The organism is Oceanihabitans sediminis, from assembly GCF_003337215.1.
Classification (GTDB): Bacteria; Bacteroidota; Bacteroidia; order Flavobacteriales; family Flavobacteriaceae; genus Oceanihabitans; species Oceanihabitans sediminis.
Window position 1 is genome coordinate 338,926 of sequence record NZ_QPIG01000001.1, and the last position, 23,703, is coordinate 362,628.

General features: G+C 34.2%; 21 protein-coding genes and 1 tRNA gene. 13 read left to right on the top strand and 9 right to left on the bottom strand.

Annotation, left to right across the window (positions count from 1 at the left end):
* Positions 1–2: 2 nt before the first annotated feature.
* Positions 3–2,033, top strand: a complete 2,031-nt coding sequence (locus tag DU428_RS01460; protein ID WP_123796482.1) for a fibronectin type III domain-containing protein — start codon at positions 3–5, stop codon at positions 2,031–2,033.
* A gap of 78 nt (positions 2,034–2,111) precedes the next feature.
* Here DU428_RS01460 and DU428_RS01465 read toward each other — a convergent pair whose 3' ends face one another.
* Complete coding sequence (locus tag DU428_RS01465; RefSeq protein WP_113965639.1) at positions 2,112–4,058, bottom strand: YgiQ family radical SAM protein; 1,947 nt, start codon at positions 4,056–4,058, stop codon at positions 2,112–2,114.
* 236 nt (positions 4,059–4,294) lie between these two features.
* The gene (locus tag DU428_RS01470; RefSeq protein ID WP_072348303.1) at positions 4,295–5,926 is read right to left on the bottom strand and encodes an ABC-F family ATP-binding cassette domain-containing protein; all 1,632 of its coding nucleotides are present in this window, start codon (positions 5,924–5,926) and stop codon (positions 4,295–4,297) included.
* 396 nt (positions 5,927–6,322) lie between these two features.
* Between DU428_RS01470 and rplM the strand changes: the two genes are divergently transcribed.
* The 12 genes from rplM (at position 6,323) to DU428_RS01530 (ending at position 19,177) form a co-directional block, all read left to right on the top strand.
* Positions 6,323–6,778, top strand: a complete 456-nt coding sequence (gene rplM, locus DU428_RS01475; RefSeq protein ID WP_113965889.1) for a 50S ribosomal protein L13 — start codon at positions 6,323–6,325, stop codon at positions 6,776–6,778.
* A 1-nt stretch (position 6,779) separates the two neighbouring features.
* Complete coding sequence (gene rpsI / locus DU428_RS01480; RefSeq protein WP_072348298.1) at positions 6,780–7,166, top strand: 30S ribosomal protein S9; 387 nt, start codon at positions 6,780–6,782, stop codon at positions 7,164–7,166.
* Between the two features lie 203 nt (positions 7,167–7,369).
* The gene (rpsB, locus tag DU428_RS01485; protein WP_113965640.1) at positions 7,370–8,143 is read left to right on the top strand and encodes a 30S ribosomal protein S2; all 774 of its coding nucleotides are present in this window, start codon (positions 7,370–7,372) and stop codon (positions 8,141–8,143) included.
* Positions 8,144–8,236: 93 nt separating this feature from the next.
* Complete coding sequence (tsf, locus tag DU428_RS01490; RefSeq protein WP_072348296.1) at positions 8,237–9,199, top strand: translation elongation factor Ts; 963 nt, start codon at positions 8,237–8,239, stop codon at positions 9,197–9,199.
* Between the two features lie 169 nt (positions 9,200–9,368).
* Positions 9,369–10,076, top strand: coding sequence for a UMP kinase (gene pyrH / locus DU428_RS01495; protein WP_072348294.1), 708 nt, complete (start codon positions 9,369–9,371; stop codon positions 10,074–10,076).
* A 114-nt stretch (positions 10,077–10,190) separates the two neighbouring features.
* Positions 10,191–10,748, top strand: coding sequence for a ribosome recycling factor (gene frr, locus DU428_RS01500; RefSeq protein ID WP_072348293.1), 558 nt, complete (start codon positions 10,191–10,193; stop codon positions 10,746–10,748).
* Positions 10,749–10,812: 64 nt separating this feature from the next.
* Positions 10,813–11,553 carry a peroxiredoxin family protein gene (locus DU428_RS01505; protein ID WP_072348291.1) on the top strand — a complete coding sequence of 247 codons (741 nt, stop codon included), beginning with the start codon at positions 10,813–10,815 and terminating at the stop codon, positions 11,551–11,553.
* Positions 11,554–11,558: 5 nt separating this feature from the next.
* Complete coding sequence (locus DU428_RS01510; protein ID WP_113965641.1) at positions 11,559–12,842, top strand: hypothetical protein; 1,284 nt, start codon at positions 11,559–11,561, stop codon at positions 12,840–12,842.
* Between the two features lie 126 nt (positions 12,843–12,968).
* On the top strand, positions 12,969–15,377 hold the full coding sequence (locus DU428_RS01515; RefSeq protein WP_072348287.1) for an efflux RND transporter permease subunit: 2,409 nt from the start codon (positions 12,969–12,971) through the stop codon (positions 15,375–15,377).
* A gap of 68 nt (positions 15,378–15,445) precedes the next feature.
* Positions 15,446–16,879, top strand: a complete 1,434-nt coding sequence (gene asnS, locus DU428_RS01520; RefSeq protein ID WP_113965642.1) for an asparagine--tRNA ligase — start codon at positions 15,446–15,448, stop codon at positions 16,877–16,879.
* Positions 16,880–17,114: 235 nt separating this feature from the next.
* A complete protein-coding gene (gene rpoN, locus DU428_RS01525; RefSeq protein ID WP_072348283.1) occupies positions 17,115–18,575 on the top strand; it encodes an RNA polymerase factor sigma-54 in 1,461 nt (486 codons plus the stop codon).
* Positions 18,572–19,177 (top strand): hypothetical protein, encoded by a 606-nt coding sequence (locus DU428_RS01530; RefSeq protein WP_072348282.1) that lies wholly within the window; start codon positions 18,572–18,574, stop codon positions 19,175–19,177. Before rpoN ends, DU428_RS01530 begins: the two co-directional genes overlap by 4 nt.
* A 2-nt stretch (positions 19,178–19,179) precedes the next feature.
* Here DU428_RS01530 and DU428_RS01535 read toward each other — a convergent pair whose 3' ends face one another.
* From DU428_RS01535 to DU428_RS01565, 7 genes are all read right to left on the bottom strand, one after another.
* On the bottom strand, positions 19,180–19,854 hold the full coding sequence (locus tag DU428_RS01535) for a porin family protein (RefSeq protein WP_317047516.1): 675 nt from the start codon (positions 19,852–19,854) through the stop codon (positions 19,180–19,182).
* An 82-nt stretch (positions 19,855–19,936) separates the two neighbouring features.
* The gene (locus tag DU428_RS01540; RefSeq protein ID WP_072348280.1) at positions 19,937–20,422 is read right to left on the bottom strand and encodes an ExbD/TolR family protein; all 486 of its coding nucleotides are present in this window, start codon (positions 20,420–20,422) and stop codon (positions 19,937–19,939) included.
* A 14-nt stretch (positions 20,423–20,436) separates the two neighbouring features.
* Positions 20,437–21,069: an ExbD/TolR family protein gene (locus DU428_RS01545; RefSeq protein WP_072348278.1), complete on the bottom strand. Its 633-nt coding sequence runs from the start codon at positions 21,067–21,069 to the stop codon at positions 20,437–20,439.
* Between the two features lies 1 nt (position 21,070).
* Positions 21,071–21,508, bottom strand: a complete 438-nt coding sequence (locus tag DU428_RS01550) for a hypothetical protein (RefSeq protein WP_113965644.1) — start codon at positions 21,506–21,508, stop codon at positions 21,071–21,073.
* A gap of 30 nt (positions 21,509–21,538) precedes the next feature.
* Positions 21,539–22,306 (bottom strand): MotA/TolQ/ExbB proton channel family protein, encoded by a 768-nt coding sequence (locus tag DU428_RS01555; protein ID WP_113965645.1) that lies wholly within the window; start codon positions 22,304–22,306, stop codon positions 21,539–21,541.
* A gap of 162 nt (positions 22,307–22,468) precedes the next feature.
* Positions 22,469–22,556: transfer RNA gene (locus DU428_RS01560), tRNA-Ser, on the bottom strand.
* Positions 22,557–22,631: 75 nt separating this feature from the next.
* Complete coding sequence (locus DU428_RS01565) at positions 22,632–23,609, bottom strand: asparaginase (protein WP_394340973.1); 978 nt, start codon at positions 23,607–23,609, stop codon at positions 22,632–22,634.
* Positions 23,610–23,703 lie beyond the last annotated feature (94 nt).

Sequence of the window (23,703 nt, forward strand, 5' to 3'; positions counted from 1 at the left end):
TAATGAAATATTTAAAAGCAAGATGGGTATGGAACACGTTTTTCATTATCTTCAGTATAAGTGGAATGAACGTAGCATTTGGGCAAGAGACAAAGCAACAAATACTATTGCCGGGTCCAAATGGCGTGCATATTTCTACTCAAAATCTATTTGATTATCCTGTTTTAAAGGAAAAGAGGCATTTTCCTTCACCTGACCAAAAGATTATTATTTGGAAATCGGATGCAGGTAAAAAGAAAATGCAAAAAGTTACGGAACTATCTTTTCCTGGGTCTCCTAAAGAGATGCAGAAAAAATTAGGAGAAAAGGGAAGCTCTATTATACTAAAAAAGCTAAATGCTAACAATATGGATGAAGCCTATAGTTTGATAAAACAACACGGAGTAGACACCTTAGGATTAGCCATTATTTCTCCTATAGTTCAAGAGGCATTTGGGTTAACTTATGTAGATTCCTCTTGGGAGGTTGGCCAAAAAGTTAGCTATCATTTTGATAGGGTTAGCTCTAACAAAGCAGAGAAAGACATTTATTCTGAAAGTTTAAATGGAAAACTCCCACAGTATACAAGTAAATATAAGCTCCTACAATATTGGTCTGCCGATAGTATTGCTTTTACAAGATGGGGTGCGAAAGTACCTAGTTCTGAAAGCACTCCATTATATGCGCAGCTCTACACTTTAGAAGCATCGAAAAAAGAGTTTTCTGTTGCAGATTTGACTTATATAAATCGCACTGACACTGACAGTACTTATGTGTCTTTCTCCAAACCTATTAAACCAAATAGCAGAATTGCTTGGTATATACGTACCATTGACGCAGCAGGAAACCTTGGAAAACCTTCCGACACCTTATATGCTATACATTTTAATAAAAACAAAATAGCACCAATTGAAAATCTAAAAGTAAGAGACACTTTAAATAGCTTGTTGGTTACCTGGAAACCGCTACCATCCAAAGCGTATTATACGGCTATTCAAATATTAAAATCTAGGAAATTAGGGGAAGACTATGTGGTTTTAGATACCATAGCCCCTAGTAAAAGCTCTTTTATGGACAAACAAGTAATTCCTGGCTCCTCTTATTTTTATAAAGTACGCCCTTTACTATTTGATTTACCAGGAGTAGAACCCATGGTATTTACAGAAGCTTCCGGTTACAAAGAAGTTAGTGAGGAGCTAGCACCATCTACACCACAAGGTTTACAAGCCGTAAATAAAGAAGGTAAAATAACACTAAGTTGGTTGCCTAATCCGGAGCTAAATATTTTTGGATATTATGTTTTACGAGGGACTTCTTTAAATAATATGAAGGTTATTAATGGGCCTATTAAAAGTCATCATTATATAGATAGCACCTTTAGCAAATCTTACTCCGGGCAATATACCTACGCCTTACAAGTATTAAATAACGGGCAAAAAATGAGTGATACTTCTAAAGTTGTTTCTGTTTCTATTCGTCAGGCAACCGTATTACTTTCCCCTGGAGGAGTACAAGCGAGACGTGTACCTGAAGGAATACATTTGGAGTGGGAAAACACCAGGATTAAAGACAACAGCATTGTTGGATATATCTTATATAGAAGAGAAAAAGGAGAAGCAACTTACCAGTTGCTAAGCAATAAGCCTATTTCACTTCCTGCCTTTTTAGATTCCAATACCATTTCGGGAAAAAATTATGAGTATGCGGTAAGCTCCATTGATGCATGGGGAAACCAAAGTATTCTTTCTCCTTTTGTAAGTGTTTCAGCGGATAGTGATAGCTATTTGAAGCCACCTTCTAGTATTTCCCTTCGAAATTTATCATCAGGCATAGAGGTTTCTTGGCCAAAACCATATGATGCAGGCACTCGTGAATACGTTATTTACCGAAGTGCTATCAAGAGTAATAGCTTTGATAAAATAGCAACGGTTAACCCTGCTAGTCCATATGTTGATAAAAATGTGCAAGAAAACACCCTTTACAAATATGCTATTTCAGTAAAGTCAAATAATAAAGAAGGATCTAAAAGTAGCGAGCAACTAATAAGAAGATAGTAGTCTTACTATCAAAAAAAAGCAGCCTCCAATCGTTTGACTGGAGGCTGTTTTTATATAAACTAAACTGTAAAAAGTTTAACGTTTCTTCTTTTTAAACTTTGCTTTGTTCTTTCTTCTGTTGAACGGAACGGCATCATCAAAAGTGTGCTTTGCATCTCCTTTTGGTTTGTTTTTACGCCATCTTTCGTTTTTCTCTGGAAGTAAGACACTAAGTAAATCTTGACGCCCTAATTTGTTTAGGGTCTTTTTAATCCAGGCTTTGTTTTCATCTTTATACCAGAAGAAAAAACGATGTTGCTCTTCTTTTTCTTTTTGCGATATTGGTGTATTCACCTTTTTCAAGGTATAAGGATGGTATCCGCTGTAATAAATTACCGTAGCCACCGTCATAGGTGTTGGCGTAAAACCTTGTACTTGCTCTAACTGAAAGCCCATGTCTTTGGTTTCGGCAGCAAGGTTGGCCATATCTTCCACTTCACAAGCTGGGTGGTTGGAAATGAAATACGGAATTAATTGCAGCTTTAAGTTCTTCTTGATATTAATCTTATCAAAACGCTCTTTAAACTTATGGAAGTATTGAAACGATGGTTTACGCATCAGTTTTAATACCGGATCACTAGTATGCTCTGGCGCTACTTTTAGTCGGCCAGAAACGTGCTTAGTCATTACTTCCTCTGTGTAAGCATCTAATTCTTTAGGGTCGGCATTCTTATTGAATTCTGGCACTAACATATCGTGACGAATTCCAGAGCCAATAAAGGATTTCTTTACTTTCGGGTGGCTATCTACCGCCTGATATAATTCGGTTAATGGTTTATGAGAAGTATCTAAATTACTACAAATTACAGGAGAAATACAACTAGGCGCCACACATTTGTCGCAGATAGATTGTACTTTCCCTTTCATTTTATACATGTTGGCAGAAGGTCCACCAATATCCGACAAATAGCCTTTAAAATCTGGCATATTTGCCACAAGATCTACTTCTTTTAAAATAGACTCCTGACTACGAGAGGCAATAAATTTTCCTTGGTGTGCCGAAATAGTACAGAAGCTACACCCACCAAAACATCCACGGTGAATGTTGATGGAGAACTTGATCATTTCGAAAGCAGGAATTGGCCCTCGCTTATTATATTTTGGATGTGGTAATCTTGTATATGGTAAATCGAAAGACGCATCCATCTCTTCTTCGGTCATGGTAGGATATGGCGGATTAATCATCAGCGTCTTCTCTCCTACTTTCTGGAAAATTCGTCTAGCTCGTAATTTATTCGACTCCTGCTCTATAACTTTAAAGTTGGAAGCAAATTTCTTTTTATCGACCAAACACACTTCATGCGGAACGATTTCTATATCTTCCCAATTACTGTTTTTAGGAATTTTGTCTTCCTTTCCTAAAAGTACTGCTGTTTGATTGATGGTCGTTAAGCTACTAAACGGAACCCCTCTCTGCATCAATCTTACCACCTCACGAAGTGGTTGCTCTCCCATTCCGTACACCAACATATCTGCTTTAGAAGTTTCTAAAATGGTTGGTTTTAGCTCATCACTCCAATAATCGTAATGGGTCACACGACGTAAAGAAGCTTCAATTCCACCAATTAACACTGGAACATCTGGCCATTTTTCTTTTAAAATATTTGAATATACAGAAGTTGCATAATCTGGACGGAAACCAATATCCCCATTTGGTGTATAGGCATCCTTATCCCTTTTTCTTTTGTTCGCATTATAATTGCTCACCATTGGGTCCATACAACCACCGGTCACCCCAAAAAACATTTTAGGACGCCCTAGTTTCACAAAATCCTGAAGATTATCATGAACATTAGGTTGCGGAACAATGGCCACACGCAAGCCAAAACTTTCTAGCAAACGCCCAATTACTGCCGCCCCAAAGGTTGGGTGATCAATATAAGCATCGCCACTAAATAGGATGACATCTAGTTCTTCCCATCCGCGTATTTTTACCTCTTTGTTTGTGGTAGGTAACCAATCTGATAATTGTAACTCTCGCATATTGCTGCAAAAATAGTCAAAAATTGACTCGTAAACATTATAATTCTATTATTTTGGGCGTTACCCTGCGGGTCGTGCTTTCCGCTATATCTTTTTAAAACAAGCAAATAGCTTCTTAAAACGGAAATCTTTTGTCGTTATATTTATAATACCCAGGTGTTTTTCCTAAGCAAGTTTTAAAAAGGATGCCGCTACAATCCCTAACGCGGGCCTACTTGCTAGCTATGGTGCTAAGCTTATAAGTCAAGTGCTTTTAAACTCTCTACTCTATTTCTAGCTAAGAAATCGTCAATAGTTTCAAAATGCTCTATTACTCGTTTTTCTTTGAACTCAAAAACTTTATTCGCTAGTCCTTGTAAGAAATCTCTATCATGCGAAACCAGTATTAAGGTACCATCAAATTCTAAAAGCGCTTCCTTTAAAACATCTTTCGATTTTAAATCTAAGTGATTGGTAGGCTCATCTAATATTAAAAGGTTTACCGGTTCTAATAAAAGTTTCACCATGGCTAATCTGGTTTTTTCTCCACCAGAAAGTACGCCCACCTTTTTATCTATATCATCGCCTTTAAACATAAAACGACCTAGGATGTTTTTTATTTGTGTACGCACATCGCCTTTTGCTACTTCGTCTACCGTTTGAAAAATAGTAAGCTCCTCATCTAATAGTGCCGCTTGGTTTTGGGCAAAGTAACCCACTTGTACATTATGACCAAGTGTGCAAGTTCCTGCTACATCGATTTCGCCTAAGATTGCTTTAATCATGGTGGATTTTCCTTCTCCGTTTCTTCCAACAAAACAAACTTTTTCGCCACGGGCAATAGACATGTTGGCATTATTAAATACTACATGATCGCCGTAAGCTTTAGAAACATCTTTTACGGTTACCGGATAATCTCCCGATCGTTGGGTTTTTGGGAAACGTAATTTTAATGCCGAATTATCGATATCATCTACTTCAATAATTTCTAACTTTTCTAGCATGCGCTCTCTAGAAGTCACCTGATTGGTTTTAGAGTAGGTTCCTTTAAAACGTTCGATAAAGGCAATATTATCTGCAATAAATTTTTGTTGTTCTTCGTAGGCTTTAAGTTGGTGTGCACGTCTTTCTTCTCGTAATTGTAAGTAATGTGTATAGTTTGCCTTATAATCGTAAATACGCCCCATGGTAACTTCAATAGTACGATTGGTAATATTATCGATAAAAGCCTTATCGTGCGAGATTACAACAACAGCTTTAGCTTTGTTTAATAAGAAGTCTTCTAACCAAATTACGGATTCAATATCTATATGGTTGGTAGGCTCATCTAATAAGATAAGATCTGGTTTTTGTAAAAGAATTTTAGCCAATTCAATACGCATACGCCAACCACCAGAAAACTCGTTGGTTTGTCTTGTAAAATCTTCCTGTTTAAAACCTAGACCTTTTAGCGCCTTTTCTACTTCGGCATCATAGTTTATATCTTCTAAAGCATAGTACTTTTCCCCTAGATCGGATACACGCTCAATAATTTTCATGTATGCATCCGACTCGTAGTCGGTTCTAGTTTCTAACTGCTTATTTAGTTCGTCCATTTCTGCCTTCATATTAAAGACATGGGAAAAAGCTTTGGAAGCCTCTTCGAAAACAGTGGTATCATCTTCTGTTAATAAATGCTGTGGTAAATATGCTATTACGGCTTCCTTCGGGTATCGAATATGTCCGCGTGTAGCTTTTTGCACACCAGCAATAATTTTCATCATGGTAGATTTTCCGGCACCGTTCTTCCCCATTAAAGCGATTTTATCGTTTTCATTAATGGTAAAAGAAACATCACTAAATAAGGTATGTCCGCTAAACTCTACAGCTAAATTATCAACAGAAATCATAGTATATATTTTAAAGGTGCGAAATTAGTAAAAAAAGGAATAGATGTTTTATAATAATATGGTAGGATTTTGTGAAGGAAATTAAGAAAACAATAGGCCTTTTTTCGCTTTTAAGTTCCACTTACAGCACTAGATCATTTAAAGGTAATTAGCAGCTAGATGAAATAAAATATAGAAGATATTGTACTTTATAAAAACTAAGTTTTAGTATATCAAAGAGATAGAAGAAATAGGTATAAAATTAAAAAATAAAAACTTTGTAGATAAATCTACTCAAAAATAAGTGACCACACTATTTGGTAATCAAATATATAATCGTAAATTTGCAAACTCTTTTTTAAGAGAGGAATGTTTAATCTACCTAGTCAAAGACAGGTAAAAAAATTAATTAATAACGTGGACACATTAAGCTACAAAACGATTTCGGCGAACAAAGCTACTGTAGATAAGCAGTGGGTTTTAGTTGACGCTGAAGGTCAAACTTTGGGTCGTTTGTCTTCTAAAGTTGCAAAACTTTTAAGAGGAAAACACAAACCTAGCTTCACACCACATGTTGACTGTGGAGATAACGTAATTGTTATCAATGCAGAAAAAATCAACTTATCAGGAAACAAGTGGAATGACAAAACTTACATTCGTCACACAGGTTACCCAGGTGGTCAAAGAAGTTTAACTGCTAACGAAATGTTTGGAAAAGATCCAGCAAGATTAGTAGAAAAATCAGTAAAAGGAATGCTTCCTAAGAACAAATTAGGTGCAGAGCTATTCCGTAATTTAAATGTTGTAGTTGGTACAGCTCATAAACATGAAGCACAAAAGCCAAAAACAATTAACCTAGCAGAATTCAAATAACATGGACGTAATTCACAAAATTGGTCGTAGAAAAACGGCTGTTGCACGTGTATATCTTGCAAAAGGAACTGGTAAGATTACGATTAATAAAAAAGACATAACAGATTACTTTCCTACTGCAACATTACAGTACAAAGTAAATCAACCTTTAGTTATGACTAACAACGATGGCAACTTTGATATTACAGTTAATGTATATGGAGGAGGTATCACAGGTCAAGCAGAAGCAATCCGTTTAGGTTTATCTCGTGCAATGTGCGAAGTAGATGCAGAAAACAGATTAACTCTTAAACCTGAAGGTTTATTAACTAGAGATCCAAGAATGGTAGAGCGTAAGAAATTCGGTCAGAAGAAAGCTCGTAAGAAATTCCAATTCTCGAAACGTTAATTTATCTGCAATTGGTTGGATAATCTATTGTATCGTTAATACCAACTTATTGCAAACAAACAAAAAAAATAAAACAGTTATTGTTGTCCTAGGAACCCGAAGCAATTCGGTGCAGGATTTAGTTTAGCATCTAAATGATTAAGGCGATTTATAAAATGACCACTTAATTATTGCTAATTCAACAGAACGTAAACTATTACAAAATGGCAGTAGAAGTAAAAGAATTACTTGAAGCAGGTGTACACTTCGGACACCTTACACGTAAGTGGGACCCAAACATGGCTCCTTACGTATATATGGAGCGTAACGGTATCCATATTATAAACCTTTACAAAACAGCAGCTAAAATGGACGAAGCTGGTGCAGCACTTGCAAAAATTGCAGCATCTGGTCGTAAAATTTTATTTGTTGCTACAAAGAAACAAGCAAAAGACATCGTTGCAGAAAAAGCAGGCAGCATTGATATGCCTTATATTACTGAGCGTTGGCCTGGTGGAATGTTAACAAACTTTGTTACTATTAGAAAAGCTGTTAAGAAAATGGCTTCTATTGATAGAATGAAGAAAGACGGAACATTCATGACTCTTTCTAAAAAAGAAAGATTACAAGTAGATCGTTTAAGAGCTAAGTTAGAAAAAAACTTAGGTTCAATTAGCGACATGACTCGTTTACCAGGAGCTTTATTTGTTGTAGATATTAAGTGTGAGCATATTGCAATTAAAGAAGCACAAAAATTAAACATTCCTATCTTTGCTATGGTGGATACAAACTCTGATCCACGTCAGGTAGATTATGTAATCCCAGCAAACGATGATGCTTCAAAATCAATTGACAAGATCTTAACGCACGTTACTAATGCAATCGCAGAAGGATTAGCAGAACGTAAAGCTGAAAAAGAAGCTCCAAAAGCAGACAAGAAAGCAGCTCCAGCTAAAAAAGCTGAGAAAGCAGCAGCGTCTAAAGAAGAGGAAGAATAAAATAAGTAAACAAATTACAAATAAGTCGTTTCGTTTTTTTTCTTTATTGGAAATATAATGAAACGACTTTTTTAAATAAAACATATCGAAGCTATGGTAAAAATAACAGCAGCAGAAGTAAATAAATTAAGACAGTCTACAGGGGCTGGAATGATGGATTGCAAAAAAGCTTTAGTAGAAGCTGAAGGTGATTTTGATAAAGCAATTGAAATTTTACGTAAAAAAGGTCAAAAAGTAGCAGCAAAGAGAGCAGATCGTGAGTCTACTGAAGGAGCTGCAGTTTCTAAAGTAAACGCTGATAACACTGCAGGTGTTGCTATCGTTTTAGGATGTGAAACTGACTTTGTTGGTAAAAACGAATCTTTCTTAAAATTAGCAAACGAATTTGCTGAAATCGCTTTAAACTTTGATAACAAAGAAGATTTCTTAGCTGCAGATTTCGGTGGTATGACCGTTGCAGAAAAATTAGTTGAGCAAACTGGTGTAATTGGTGAGAAAATTGACATCAATGCATTTGAGAAATTAGAAGCACCTTTTGTTGGTACTTACGTACACATTAACAAGATTGGAGCTTTAGTAGGTTTATCTGAAAAAACAGATAACGCTGAAGAAGTAGCAAAAGACGTAGCAATGCAAGTAGCATCTATGGGAGCAACTTCATTAACTTACAAAGATTTTGATCCTGCATATGTAGCTGCTGAAACAGAAGCTAGAATTGCAGTTATTGAAAAAGATAATATCGAGTTAGGACGTTTAGGAAAAACCCTTAAAAACGTACCTCAATATATCTCTATGCAACAAATTACTCCTGAGGTTCTTGCTAAAGCAGAGGAAGATGCTAAAGCTGAATTAAAAGCAGAAGGAAAGCCAGAACAAATCTGGGACAGAATTCTTCCAGGAAAAATGGAGCGTTTTATCTCTGACAATACTACTTTAGATCAAGAACAATGTTTATTAGATCAAAAGTTTATTAAAGATGAAAAAATGAGCGTTGGTGATTATGTTTCTTCTAAAGGTTTAGAAGTTACAGGATTTAAACGTGTATCTTTAGGATAATCCAATACCTGCGAAAGCAGCAGTATATAAAATATAAGACCACTACTCTTTTTTAAGATGTAGTGGTTTTTTTATTTCTGCAAATCTCATATCTAAAAAAAGATATTCATTATATTTGCTAAACCCTTTTAAATAAAAGTGTAAAAACTTACAAACAGCTAAACAAAAAATGAAATACAAAAGAATTCTTTTAAAATTATCTGGTGAAGCATTAATGGGAAAACGCCAATACGGTATAGACCCGGAACGTTTAGCAGAATACGCCAAAGACATTAAAGAGATAACAGAACTAGGTGTAGAAGTTGCCATTGTTATTGGTGGAGGGAACATTTTTAGGGGAGTTGCAGGAGCTATGAACGGTATGGACCGCGTACAAGGTGACCATATGGGGATGCTTGCAACGGTTATTAACGGCTTAGCACTACAAAACGCACTAGAAGATGCCGGAGTAAAAACGCGCTTACAAACAGCTATTAAAATCAATGAGGTAGCAGAGCCATTCATTCGCAGAAAAGCCATGAGTCATTTAAACAAAGGACGTGTAGTTATTTTTGGTGGTGGTACAGGAAACCCTTATTTTACTACAGACTCGGCTGCAGTTTTAAGAGCTATTGAAATTGAAGCAGATGTTATTTTAAAAGGAACTCGTGTAGATGGTATTTATAACGCAGATCCAGAAAAAGACAGTAATGCCATTAAATTTGAACATATCACTTTTGACGATGTTTTACGTAAAGGTTTAAAAGTTATGGATACAACTGCATTCACTTTAAGTCAAGAAAACAAATTACCTATTATTGTTTTTGATATGAATAAAAAAGGTAATTTATTGAAAGTAGTTACTGGTGAGAATATCGGTACCAAAGTAAATTTATAATACAATTAGCAAGCAATAAAATAAATGCAACCAAAGCTTAGTATTGCTTTTAAGAAGCGAGCACTAATTTTGGCTTAGTTTTTGAAAACCAACAAGTAATTAAAATTTTTAGAAATGAACGAAGACATTACATTTATAATAGACTCTACAAAGGAAGCAATGGTGAATGCTGTTAAGCATTTAGAAAAACAATTCTTAAACATTCGTGCGGGAAAGGCAAGTCCTGCTATGCTTGGTAGTGTTAAAGTAGACTATTACGGATCGCAAACACCTTTAAGTCAAGTTGCAAACGTAAACACTCCGGATGGTAGAACGATTACGGTACAGCCTTGGGAGAAAAACATGCTTCAAGAGATTGAGCGTGGTATTGCTTATGCGAATCTTGGTTTTAACCCGATGAATAATGGAGAAACTATTATTATAAATGTTCCGCCTTTAACAGAAGAAAGAAGACTTGCCTTAGCAAAACAAGCTAAAGCAGAAGCTGAGGATGCTAAGATTGGTGTTAGAAACGCAAGAAAAGATGCTAATAACGACTTGAAAAAAGTAGATGGTATTTCTGAAGACCTTCAAAAAAGTGCTGAGCAGGAAGTTCAAGAATTAACAGATAGCTTTATCAAAAAGATAGATGACTTGTACGCTGTTAAGGATAAGGAAATCATGACTGTTTAATATAAAAGCGACTTAAAAGTCGCTTTATTTATACCTTTTCATCTCCGTTTTCGTTACTATAATTATGCAACATATAAAGAACTTTTTATTACTAGTTTGTTTCTTGCAGTTTGCTATAGGTGTTGCGCAAAATAAATTCCCATTTATACCAAGCAACCAACACCAGTTAACCGAAGCGCAGATAGAAAACACGCCAATTAACATAACTGCAGACATCTTATTGTTTAACGAGAGAGGAAAGATACTTTCTATGTCTAACTTGTCGTTAATGACCAACCCAGACTACAAACCTCTTTTCTTTGCAGACACACAAGGGCAAGTAAAAAGCGTTGTTTTTATAAAGCAGAACAAGCAACCTGTTTTAGTGGAAGTAAATAAGGAAGCAGCTTTTACTCCAGGAGAAAAAGCATTAGACTTTATTGCGAAAGATATTAACGGGAAACACTATAAGCTTTCGGAATTACGAGGAAAAGTGGTGGTTTTAAATTTCTGGTTTACGAAGTGCGGACCTTGTATTGCTGAAATTCCGCAGTTAAATGCTTTAGTTTCTAATTTCAAAAACAAAGATGTTGTATTCTTAGCAATCACCTTTAACAAGAAAGATATTGTAAAACCTTTTCTAGAAAGTAATCCTTTTGCATATACTATTTTACCAAATGCTAATGATGTTATCTCTATGTACCGAGTAAACAGCTACCCTACTAGCATAGTAATAAATAAAAAAGGAGAAATTGTTCTGAAAGAATTAGGTTATAGAACCAATATTAAAGAAGTATTAGCAACTTCTATAGACGCATCCTTATAATCCTAATGAAAAAATTCTGCTTTAGCTTTTTGTTATGTATTTCGTTCTTTTTAAGTAAGGCACAAACTCCTATTGCAAACGATAGCCTACAAGTAAAAATTGTAAAAAAAGATTCTATAAAACGAAAGGCATTTGTACAGCAGTTAGGAAACGGATTTTTTCCAACAAAATATATTGATATTGATCTGAAGTATTTGGTAAAATACAACCAATACGAAGGATTTAGAAATGGTATTGGCGGACAAACCAACAATACTTTTTCAGAAAATGTACGATTCAATACTTATGTAGTTTATGGTTTTGGTGACCAGAAATTCAAATACAGTATTGGTGGTGGTGTTAAACTGAAAGACAAGACAAACACTTGGCTTAACGTATCCTATACCGATGATTTAAGTGAGACAGGAAGTTCTACCTTTTTAACCGATAGCAGGTTTTTTCAACTTTTTGAACCTCGTCTTTTAAATATTAATCTGTTTCACAAACATATTACCAAAGCTATTTCTTTAGAGCATCAATTGACTCCGAGTTTGATTGGAGAAACAGAAGTAGCTATAAGTAATGTAAACACCACCTACGATTATCAATTTGTGGTAAACGGGAAATCCTTTAACGAAATTCACTTGAGCACTTCTAAAACTGCTGTGCAGTGGAGTCCGTTTAGTAAGTTTGAAACCGTAGATAATAAGTTTAAAATATTGAAGGATGGTTACCCAAAATTCACCTTACAATACACCAAGAGTTTTAATGGCGTTTTTAAAGGGAATTTTAATTTCTCTAAAGTAGATTTTAGAACCATCTTTAAAAAAGAATTTGCAAACGATGCTTTTTCTTTATTAACGGTAACTGCAGGATTGGCTAGTGGCGAAACCCCTCTTACCCATTTATATCATGCCTACCCAAACAATATTAATAAAGAAACAGTGATGCAACGTTTTTCTGTTGCCGGAGTAACTAGTTTTGAAACCATGTTTTTTAATGAGTTCTTTTCCGATAGAATTACCACCTTTCAATTAAAACATCATTTGAGTCCGTTTAAAATAAGCAGACGTTTTAAACCAGAGTTAGTACTTATTACAAGATTTGCTATTGGGGACATGAGTCATATAGACAGACATCAGCAAATATCCTTTAACACGCTAGACAAAGGCTATACAGAATCTGGAATAGAAATCAACAAACTGGTTTTTGGTTTCGGTTTAAGCTTCACCTACAGATACGGAGCTTATCACTTAACTAATATAGAAGATAATATGGCATTGAAATTTACTTTTAATGTTACTTTATAATTATTTAACCATAGTAATACCTAGCTTTTCCATACCTTTGCAAATTCTGTTTAAATACGATAAAAACAGTTTACAAAAAGCGTTTTTCTTGTAGTTAAATAGGATCTATATTTTTTTAATTATACTATGCTTAAACTATTTACAAAAAGTTTCTGGGACGTTGTAGCTAGAATAATACTTCGTAATAAAATTGCTATCATCCTTGCTATACTAATAGCAACAGGGTTGCTTGCTTCGCAATGGAAGCATATGCGCTTTACCTATACCGAAGCAAATTTATTACCAGATGACCACATAGTTAACCAAGAGTACAACAACTTTCTAGATGTTTTTGGGGAAGAAGGTAACCTAATTGTTATAGGAGTTAAAGACACAACACTCTTTACGGTTGAAAAGCTAAATGCTTGGAACAAACTTTCGCAAAGCTTTAAAAATATAGAAGAAGTAGAAACGGTTGTTTCTATTAGCGACCTTCAAAAACTTGTTAAAGACTCCGAAAAGGAACAGTTTGCACTAGAGCCTTTTATAAAAGACTCTATCACTTCTATAGAACAGATAAACCTGCTTCAAGAAGAACTCTTTCAGAAGTATCCTTTTTACGACAACTTTTTATTCAATAAGGAAACAAAAACAGTACGTACAGCAATCTATTTAAAGAAAGACATTGTTAATACTGCTGCTAGAAAAGATTTTGTTTTTGACCATCTAATTCCTAAGATTTCTGCTTTTGAAGCACAAACTAATATGGATGTTAGGGTTTCGGGGATGCCTTATGTTAGAACCCTAAACGCACAAAATATTGTAGATGAGATAGGAACCTTTATTGGTTTAGCACTAGCGGTTACTTCCTTAATTTTCTTTTTCTTCTTTAGATCTTTTAGAGCAACATTCATTTCGTTGATTGTTGTTTCTTTTGGGGTAATGTGGACCTTTGGTATCATAGGTTTCTTGAAATATGAAATAACTGTTTTAACAGCTCTTATTCCGCCATTAATTATTGTTATTGGAATACCAAACTGTATTTTTTTAATTAATAAATACCAGCGAGAGGTTAAGCTTCATGGTAATAAAGTAAAATCTTTACAGCGTGTGATCACTAAGGTTGGTAATGCAACTTTAATGACGAATATCACAACCGCATCTGGTTTTGCTACTTTTATTCTAACCGAAAGTCAGCTTTTAAAAGAATTTGGAATTGTTGCTTCCTTAAGTATTGTAGCTATTTTCATGCTATGCTTACTTATTATTCCTATTATTTACACTTTCCTTCCACATCCTAAAGACAGACATTTAGAGCATTTAAATAAACGTTGGATTGGTGGTTTTGTAAATTGGATAGAGAAAATGGTGAAGCAGAAACGAATTACCATTTATATCTCGGCTGTATTACTGCTAACTTTTAGTTTAATTGGAATCTTTCAGATTAAAATTTCTGGAAGTCTGATTGAAGACATGTCTAAAAAGGCTGAGTTCTTTCAGGATATTCGCTTTTTTGAAGAAGAATTTAACGGTATTATGCCTTTAGAAATTTTGGTGGACACCCAACGTAAGAAAGGTGTTATGAAACTTTCTACTTTAAAAAGAATGGATGAACTCGAAGAGGTCATTCTTGAGAAGCCAGAACTTTCAAAGCCAATTTCTGTAGTTAGTTTGGTGAAATATTCTAAACAAGCTTATTATAACGGAAACCCAAAATACTATCAGTTACCAACAAGTCAGGAGAATAGTTTTATCATGTCTTATGCTAAAAACTCTTCGTCTGATGTAGACTTATTAAGGAATTTTGTGGATAGCACTGGGCAGTATGCACGTATCACTACCTTTATGAAAGATATTGGTACCGATAAAATGGAAAATATTGAAGAAGACCTTCAAAACAAAATAAACAAGGTTTTCCCAGAGGATAGGTTTACGGTTACCATGACCGGAAAAGCATTGGTTTTTCAAAAGGGAACTAAGTATTTGGTTAAGAATTTAGCCATTTCCTTATCGCTAGCCATTTTATTAATTGCCTTATTCATGGCCTATATGTTTAGGTCTTTAAGAATGATTATAGTGTCCTTAATTCCTAATATCCTTCCCTTATTAATAACAGCGGGATTAATGGGCTATTTAGGCGTTCCTATAAAACCTTCTACCATTTTAGTATTTAGTATTGCCTTTGGAATTTCGGTAGATGACACTATTCACTTTTTAGCAAAATACCGACAAGAATTAATTGCAAACAACTGGAAGATTAAGAAATCTGTTTATGCCGCTTTACGCGAAACAGGAGTAAGTATGTTTTATACTTCTATCGTATTATTCTTTGGTTTCTTAGTATTTACATTCTCTAGTTTTGGAGGAACCGTTGCCTTAGGAGCATTAGTTTCTGCAACACTATTATTTGCCATGTTATCTAACTTATTACTTTTACCTTCCTTATTACTTTCTTTAGAAAGAAGTATTGCAAACAAGGAGGTTTTAAAAGAACCTTCTATCAATATTATTCCGGAGGAAAATGATGAGGAAGATGCCATGGAAAATGAAAAATAATAACAACAATAAATTATCTTTGCAACTATATTATTTAAAGCATTTATAAGATTTTAAAATATCATATTATGAACACATATACCGTTTCAAAATTATTAACATCAGAACAATTTGGTCAAGAAGTTGAAATAAAAGGTTGGGTTAGAACCTTTCGTGCTAATCGTTTTATTGCTTTAAATGATGGTTCTACATTAAACAACATTCAATGTGTTGTAGATTTTGAAAACACTGCAGAAGAAACTTTAAAACGTATTACTACAGGAGCTGCAGTACACATAAAAGGAGAGTTGGTAGAAAGTCAGGGAAAAGGACAAAATGTAGAAATAGTAGTTTCTAGTATTGAAATACTTGGAGATTCTGATCCGGAAAGCTACCCTATTCAACCTAAAAAACACTCTTTTGAGTTTTTACGTGAAAACGCACACTTACGTACACGTACAAACACTTTTAGTGCTGTAATGCGTTTACGCTCTACTTTATCTTTTGCAATTCACAAATATTTTAATGACAACGGATTCTACTATATGCATACACCAATTATTACTGGTAGTGATGCAGAAGGAGCTGGTGAAATGTTTCGTATAACTAGCTTAGATGCTAAAAACCCGCCATTAAACGAAGCTGGTGAAGTAGATTTTAAAGAAGATTTCTTCGGAAAAGAAACAAACCTTACTGTATCTGGACAGTTAGAAGCAGAAACCTATGCGATGTCTTTAGGTAAAGTGTATACTTTTGGTCCGACTTTTAGAGCAGAAAACTCTAATACCTCTAGACACTTATCCGAATTCTGGATGATTGAACCAGAGGTTGCTTTTATGGACTTAGCAGGAAACATGGACTTAGCAGAAGATTTCATGAAGTTTGTTTTAAAATACGTTTTAGATAACAACAGAGAAGATTTAGAGTTTTTAGAAAAGCGTTTATTAGACGAAGAAAAAACGAAGCCACAAGCAGAAAGAAGTGAAATGAGTTTGATTGAGAAATTAAACTTTGTTATAGACAATAACTTTAAGAGAGTTAGCTATACCGAAGCTATTGATATTCTTAAAAACTCTAAACCAAATAAGAAAAAGAAATTTAAATATATCATTGAGGAATGGGGTGCAGATTTACAATCGGAGCACGAGCGTTTCTTAGTAGAAAAGCACTTTAAATGTCCGGTAATTTTATTTGATTACCCTGCAAACATCAAAGCATTCTATATGCGTTTAAACGAGGATGGCAAAACCGTTCGCGCTATGGATATCCTTTTCCCAGGAATTGGAGAAATTGTAGGAGGTTCGCAACGTGAAGAGCGTTTAGAAGTTTTAAAAGAAAAAATGCAAGCGCTTAACATTCCTGAAGAAGAACTTTGGTGGTACTTAGATTTACGTAAATACGGTACCGCAGTTCACTCTGGATTTGGTTTAGGATTTGAGCGTTTAGTAATGTTCGCTACCGGAATGACGAACATTCGTGACGTAATACCTTTCCCAAGAACACCACATAACGCAGAGTTTTAGAAAGAAGCTAATTAAATACTATTCGCTATAGCATTTAAAAGTTTATCTTTCATTCCTATTTATATTATCTCTCCTCTTTTTTATTAAAGTGGAGAGATTTTTTGATTTTAAAAAACATAAAATCAAAAGGAGTGTAGATGTGAAAAATATTTATTAAATTATATTTCAAAACAAGTTCGTTTTAAATAGAAATATAGCTAGTTTTATTTATTTTTATATTAAATCAAAATACGCAATGCTTAAACAATATTTACAGTTCAAATTATCGCAAAAATTGTCGCCTCAACAAATTCAATTAATGAAATTGATACAGTTGCCTACGCAAGCTTTTGAACAACGTTTAAAGCAAGAAATTGAAGAAAATCCTGCTTTAGAAGTTGGTAAAGAAGAAGTAGATAGTGATTTTGATGATGATTTTGATAACTCTAATGATGACTATGAGGATAACGATACTATAGATGCGGGAGACATTAATGTAGATGAGTATTTAAGTGATGACGAAGTACCTGATTATAGAACCCAAGCCAACAACTATAGTGCAGATGATGAGGAAAAAACCATGCCTTATGCTGCTGGCACCTCCTTTACACAGCATTTAATAAACCAGTTGAACACCTACAGACTTAATGACGAAGAACGTGATGTTGCTGAATTTTTGGTTGGTAGTGTAGATGAAAGTGGGTATATACGTAGAGAGCTATCTGATATTATGGATGACTTAGCTTTCACTCAGAATGTGTTTACCACCGAAGAAAACATTAAAAAGGTACTGAAAATTGTGCATCAGTTAGATCCAGCTGGCGTTGGAGCAAGAAACTTACAAGAATGTTTAAGTATACAACTACATAGAAAGGAACAAAACGCTAATGTTGTATTAGCATCCAATATTATTGACCATGCTTTTGAGCAGTTCACTAAAAAGCACTACAAAAAGCTATTACAAAAATTTGATATTACAGAAGAGCAACTAAAAGATGCTATTCATGAAATCGAGCGTTTGAATCCGAAGCCGGGTGGAAGCTATGCAGGAAATAACAGAATCATAGAACATGTGGTTCCTGATTTTGCTATTAAGATTGTAGATGGGGAATTAGAACTTACCTTAAACGGAAGAAATGCTCCAGAGCTTCATGTTTCTAGAGAGTATAACAATATGCTTAAAGGCTATAAAGAATCTAAAGAGAAGAGTAAGTCGCAAAAAGATGCTGTGATGTTTATCAAACAGAAACTAGATGCAGCAAAGTGGTTTATTGAAGCTATAAAACAACGTCAGCAAACTTTATTTGTAACCATGAGTGCTATTATGCACTATCAGAAAGAGTATTTTTTAACAGGGGATGAGCGCAAACTAAAACCTATGATTTTAAAAGATATTGCAGACGAAATAGACATGGATGTATCTACCGTTTCTCGTGTAGCAAATAGCAAATATGTTGACACCCCATACGGAACGAAACTGATTAAAGAATTCTTTAGTGAATCTATGACTAACGATCAGGGAGAAGAAGTTTCTACTAGAGAAATAAAGAAGATATTAGAAACAGTAATTGAGGAAGAAGACAAGCGAAAACCTTTAACAGATGAAGCTTTATCCAAAATTCTTAAAGAAAAAGGCTACCCTATAGCAAGGCGAACCGTTGCAAAATACAGAGAGCAATTAGATATATCTGTGGCTAGATTACGTAAGAAAATATGATAAACTTCTTATTAAAAAGCATATCCTATATCTTACATCCTTTAATCATGCCATTATGTGGTTTGGTTTTTTACTTTGCAAAATCTCCTAGATATATTCCTATTGAGATTATAGAAGCGAAGCTTATATCTATTACCATATTAACTTTAATCCTGCCTATCCTTATCTATTATCTTTTAAAAACATTAGGTAAGGCAGAGAGTGTTGATTTAAAAACCACCAAAGAACGAGTTTTACCCTTAGGCTTAAACTGTATTATTATATATTTGATATTAAAGCGGGTTTTTCCTTCTAACCAAATGATAGAATTATATTATTTCTTCATTGGTGTACTACTATCCAATTTAGCCTGTTTAATACTAGCTATTTTTCAATTTAAGGCAAGTATTCACATGATTGGTATTTCGGGCTTATTTATGTTCTTTATAGCCTTCAGCATTAATTTTGGAATAAATATAAATGGCACACTTTCCTTAATGGCTATTTTTACTGGAGCTATTGCAAGTTCTAGGTTGCATTTAAAAGCACATACTTATAAGGAACTCCTTGTTGGATTTTGTGTTGGGTTTGTACCGCAACTAATGGTTATGTTTTATTGGTAGTTTTAAAGGATATAAAACATCAAGCCAATTTTCACTGCTCGCATATCTATAGAAGCAGCATCTAATTTTGCATCGCTATTGAAGATAGGATTCAAGCCATAATACACATGTATGTTCCAGGTATTATAACCTACGCTTAAGGTTAGTCCGTACTGCATTTTATTGAAGTCCGCTATATTACTATGCTTGATATCTGATTCTCCAATAAACTTGGAAGAATTAGCAAACACATAACCAAGCTTTATTCCGGTATAAATTCTCCAGAACTTATATTCTGTAGCGGTAGAAGTTCTCCATCTAAACTCTAAAGGGGCTTCCACCATATAGGTAGTAAATTTATTTTTACTATAAGAAATATCATTATTATCTAATGCAGTATAGCTGTAGTTCTTGTCATCTGCTGTATCAATAAGCATATTCTGATTAAAAGAATTACTAGACAAACCAATACCTAAGCCTATAGCTAAGTCTCTTTTGGTATTGATAGGCATATCTTTTATAAAGCCGATATGAAATCCGCTAGAGAACCCGCTTTGTGAGATTCCTTTTGGACTATTTAGTAGTAAATTATAGGTAGCACCACCATAAAATTGATCTTCTTTATATAGGCTATCCACTTCCGTAACAACCTCTTCTTCTTGTGAAAAAGCAGTTGCTAAACAAAGTGTACTAAGCAATATTAGAAGATAATTTTTCATAAAATGATACAAAAAAGGCGTTAAGATTTCTCAAAACGCCTTTAATAAAATTAAGATTTAATTATTTTTTTAAACCTTCTAAGGCATTACCTTTTCTGGTTGTATAATTAATTTTAAGTGCGTTTACCTTACGCAACTCTTGTTTAATATCTGTTACCAATCCCATATTAGCATCGCTATCTACTTTTAAAGCAGTAGTTAGAAAAGGAACTTCCTCCTCACGTTTAGAAGCTCTTTCCGCAGCTATAAAAGCGGCGATATCTTTTACATCAGCAAACTTATCGTTTAACTGAATTCTAGCTTCGTCACCGAATTGCTTTTTATAGTTTTCGCTTGGTTTTCCAGCATATATGTACATTACCAAGTTTTTCTTATCTAATTTTTCAATTTGATCTGCTTGTGGTAATTTATTCTCAATCATTAAGCTGTTTTGTCTCATAACAGTAGCCACCATGAAAAAGAACAATAACATAAATACAATATCTGGTAAAGATGCTGTAGAAATTGCTGGCAATTCGCCTCCTTTTTTCTTTTTAAATTTAGACATATTTAATTTTTTATCTAATTAGACTTCGGCTCTGCCTCAGAGAATTTTTGAGGAACTCTTAATTTAATTTCTTCTAGCTTAGATTTAAGTTTTTCTTTTGTATCAGAAGAGGTTCTTGGATCTGCATACGCTTTTTCCGCCTCAACAAAACTCAAATTTAAACTAGGATAGGTTCTTTTAAACTCTCTATTTCTTAACTCATTATAAGCAGCTATGATCTCATTTTGTACTGCTATATAAGTGTCGTACTTAGTAGCTCTGTCATTTTGCAAAGAAATAATAGCTTTATCAAAATTATCTGATGACCTAGGGTTCTTTTTCCCTTGGCAATATTTACAAGCATCTTCTCCTGTTCCTCCTCCATTATCAAGAAAATCAACAGCAGCTGCACGCAAATCTTTAATTTCGATTACCTTCTCTTCTCCTCCAGTTTTTAGAAATAACTGGTTATTTCTATTCACTTCTAATTGGAAAATATTCTTTTCTTTAATAATCACATCCTGTTCTGTTTCTTCCATAGGAGGTAATTTCCTATTTAGTCCAGAATCTGTTTCAATGGTTGTGGTTACTAAGAAGAAAATGAGGAGCAAGAAGGCGATATCAGCCATAGATCCTGCATTTACTTCTGGTGCTGCTCTTTTTGCCATCTTATTTAATCATTTTTTTAATTCCTGAGAATAACATAGATCCTATTGCAATAACTGCAAGTATATAAAACATGTTTAACCCAGCTCCTACTAGTTTTGAACCACTAGCAGAAAGTACTTCACCATCTTTCATTGGAGTTTCTATTCCTGATGCCATAAAGTAACTAATAAGGGCTACAACTAAGAAAGCTCCAACTCCCATTAAGGTACTTTTTAAAGTGGCTGCATTGGTGAAAACATTTTTTAAGGTAAATAGCACCACTAGAACTAAAATTAGAGCTAATACAGCATAAGCTATATACATAAAGGTATTTACCATTCCGCTAGATTCTCCAGCTTTAATGGCTTCATCACCAACTCCAATAATTCTAATTAGGAAGAACATGGCTATAACACCAATAACCCCTGCTATTATGGTAATTATTTTTTGTGAATTCATAATATTATTTAAAAATTAGAATTATTACTATTACTTCTTGTGCTTTGATAACATATCCATTAATGTGATAGAAGAATCTTCCATGTCATTAACGATGCTATCAATTTTCGCAATAATGTAATTGTAAAAGATTTGAAGGATAATAGCCACAACAAGTCCGAATACTGTTGTTAAAAGTGCTACTTTAATACCTCCTGCAACAAGTGATGGTTGCATATCTCCAGCTGCTTCAATTTTATCAAAGGCTTGAATCATCCCGATTACTGTACCCATGAATCCTAACATTGGCGCTAAAGCGATAAATAAAGAAATCCAAGAAACGTTTTTCTCTAATTGTCCCATTTGAACTCCACCGTAAGCTACAACAGCTTTTTCAGCAGACTCTAAGTCTCCGTCAGCTCTATCTAATCCTTGATAGAAAATAGAAGCAACAGGTCCTTTTGTGTTTCTACATACTTCTTTAGCAGCATCAATACCACCAGACTGTAATGCGTCTTCAACGTTTTGCGTTAATTTCTTTGTGTTTGTTGTTGATAAGTTTAAATAGATAATTCTTTCAATAGCAATAGCTAAACCAAGAATTAAACATAATAATACGATCCCCATGAATCCTGGACCACCTTCTATAAAACGCTTTTTAAGCTCTTGGTGAAATCCTTGAGATTCTGCTGCACCATCAGCTGCATCATCTTGAGTTGTAACAACTGTAGTTGCAATAGCACTTGCGTTAGTAGTTGCATTTGCTGTTCCGAATGCCATAAAACATACTATGGCTAGAATTGAAAATAATCTTTTCATCGTTCTGATCTTAATTTTATTAGTTTAAAGTGTTAAAGATATAAAAAAAATGCAATTAAAAAATAAAAATATACCTTATACAATGCGATTTTATTTCAGATAAAACTTCATTTGTATTAAGTATTAAAAGAATTTATAGGAAAACATCTTTAAATCCTTTTGCAGAGAGGAAGGGATTCGAACCCTCGATACCCTTTTGAGGTATACACACTTTCCAGGCGTGCGCCTTCGACCACTCGGCCACCTCTCTAGTTATTTTAACTCTTAATTACAGGGGCTCAAATAACAAAAAAAATAGGAGTTGATAAAATTTTGAAAGTTAATTTTATATCATTTCCCCTCTTAATGGTGTTTCAAAGGTGATTTTGAATGTTTTACGTGGTATTTTTCGTCCTAATAGGTACATTAGTTTTGAAATTGCTGCCTCAGTTGTTATGTCTTTCCCCGAAATTAGGCCTATTTTTTTAAGTTTTTCACTAGTTTCATACTGTCCCATCACCACAGAACCTCCAGAACACTGCGTAACATTGACAATTTGTATCCCTTTTGCAATTGTTTTTTCTAGTAAATTTATAAACCATTCTTCGGTAGTGCAGTTACCTGCCCCGTAAGTTTCCAAAATAATTCCTTTTAAGTTGGGAGCACTAAAAATGCTTTCTAAAAGGGTTTCTGAAATTCCAGGAAACAACTTCACCAATGCGATGTTTTCTTCAAAATTTGTAAAAACTTTGAGTTTGGTTCCTCTTTTAGGCCTTAACAAATCGTCATAATTCACTTTTAAGTGCACTCCAGATTCTGCTAACTCTGGATAATTTAATGAAGCAAATGCTTCAAAGTGCTCGGCATTTATCTTGGTACTTCTGTTTGCACGGTATAATTTATACTCAAAATACAAACCAACTTCCTGTATTACTGGAACTTTATGTTTTTGTAAGGAAGCAATTTGAATAGATGTAATTAAATTTTCTTTGGCATCTGTTCGTAAATCACCTATTGGCAATTGCGATCCTGTAAAGATTACAGGTTTGGCTAAGTTTTCTAACATAAAACTTAGTGCCGAAGCGGTATAACTCATGGTATCACTTCCGTGTAACACCACAAAACCATCAAACTTTGAATAATTATCTTTTATAATTTCTGCTATCTGCGTCCAATATACCGGATTCATATTACTAGAATCTATTGGTTCGTCGAAAGAAATAGCATTAATAGTACAGTCTAATAAATTTAGTTCTGGAATTTTATCGGAAAGATTTTCAAAATCAAAAGCTTTTAGAGCTCCCGTTTCTGGGTTCTTTATCATCCCTATAGTTCCTCCTGTATATATTAATAGTATGTTTGGTTGCGTGATAGACAATTTGATTTAGGTTTTAAAGTGATACGATATTTCTTTTAAA

What these genes read in the sequence shown, in the direction of transcription:
- pyrH (WP_072348294.1), top strand. Translation starts at nt 9,369, where the DNA reads ATGAAATACAAAAGAATTCTTTTAAAATTATCTGGTGAAGCATTAATG.
- DU428_RS01465 (WP_113965639.1), bottom strand. Translation starts at nt 4,058, where the DNA reads ATGCGAGAGTTACAATTATCAGATTGGTTACCTACCACAAACAAAGAG.
- DU428_RS01530 (WP_072348282.1), top strand. Translation starts at nt 18,572, where the DNA reads ATGATAAACTTCTTATTAAAAAGCATATCCTATATCTTACATCCTTTA.
- DU428_RS01460 (WP_123796482.1), top strand. Translation starts at nt 3, where the DNA reads ATGAAATATTTAAAAGCAAGATGGGTATGGAACACGTTTTTCATTATC.
- asnS (WP_113965642.1), top strand. Translation starts at nt 15,446, where the DNA reads ATGAACACATATACCGTTTCAAAATTATTAACATCAGAACAATTTGGT.
- rpsB (WP_113965640.1), top strand. Translation starts at nt 7,370, where the DNA reads ATGGCAGTAGAAGTAAAAGAATTACTTGAAGCAGGTGTACACTTCGGA.
- DU428_RS01510 (WP_113965641.1), top strand. Translation starts at nt 11,559, where the DNA reads ATGAAAAAATTCTGCTTTAGCTTTTTGTTATGTATTTCGTTCTTTTTA.
- frr (WP_072348293.1), top strand. Translation starts at nt 10,191, where the DNA reads ATGAACGAAGACATTACATTTATAATAGACTCTACAAAGGAAGCAATG.
- DU428_RS01555 (WP_113965645.1), bottom strand. Translation starts at nt 22,306, where the DNA reads ATGAAAAGATTATTTTCAATTCTAGCCATAGTATGTTTTATGGCATTC.
- DU428_RS01565 (WP_394340973.1), bottom strand. Translation starts at nt 23,609, where the DNA reads ATGATAAAGAACCCAGAAACGGGAGCTCTAAAAGCTTTTGATTTTGAA.
- rpoN (WP_072348283.1), top strand. Translation starts at nt 17,115, where the DNA reads ATGCTTAAACAATATTTACAGTTCAAATTATCGCAAAAATTGTCGCCT.
- DU428_RS01505 (WP_072348291.1), top strand. Translation starts at nt 10,813, where the DNA reads ATGCAACATATAAAGAACTTTTTATTACTAGTTTGTTTCTTGCAGTTT.
- DU428_RS01515 (WP_072348287.1), top strand. Translation starts at nt 12,969, where the DNA reads ATGCTTAAACTATTTACAAAAAGTTTCTGGGACGTTGTAGCTAGAATA.
- rpsI (WP_072348298.1), top strand. Translation starts at nt 6,780, where the DNA reads ATGGACGTAATTCACAAAATTGGTCGTAGAAAAACGGCTGTTGCACGT.
- DU428_RS01550 (WP_113965644.1), bottom strand. Translation starts at nt 21,508, where the DNA reads ATGAATTCACAAAAAATAATTACCATAATAGCAGGGGTTATTGGTGTT.
- DU428_RS01540 (WP_072348280.1), bottom strand. Translation starts at nt 20,422, where the DNA reads ATGTCTAAATTTAAAAAGAAAAAAGGAGGCGAATTGCCAGCAATTTCT.
- DU428_RS01470 (WP_072348303.1), bottom strand. Translation starts at nt 5,926, where the DNA reads ATGATTTCTGTTGATAATTTAGCTGTAGAGTTTAGCGGACATACCTTA.
- tsf (WP_072348296.1), top strand. Translation starts at nt 8,237, where the DNA reads ATGGTAAAAATAACAGCAGCAGAAGTAAATAAATTAAGACAGTCTACA.
- DU428_RS01545 (WP_072348278.1), bottom strand. Translation starts at nt 21,069, where the DNA reads ATGGCAAAAAGAGCAGCACCAGAAGTAAATGCAGGATCTATGGCTGAT.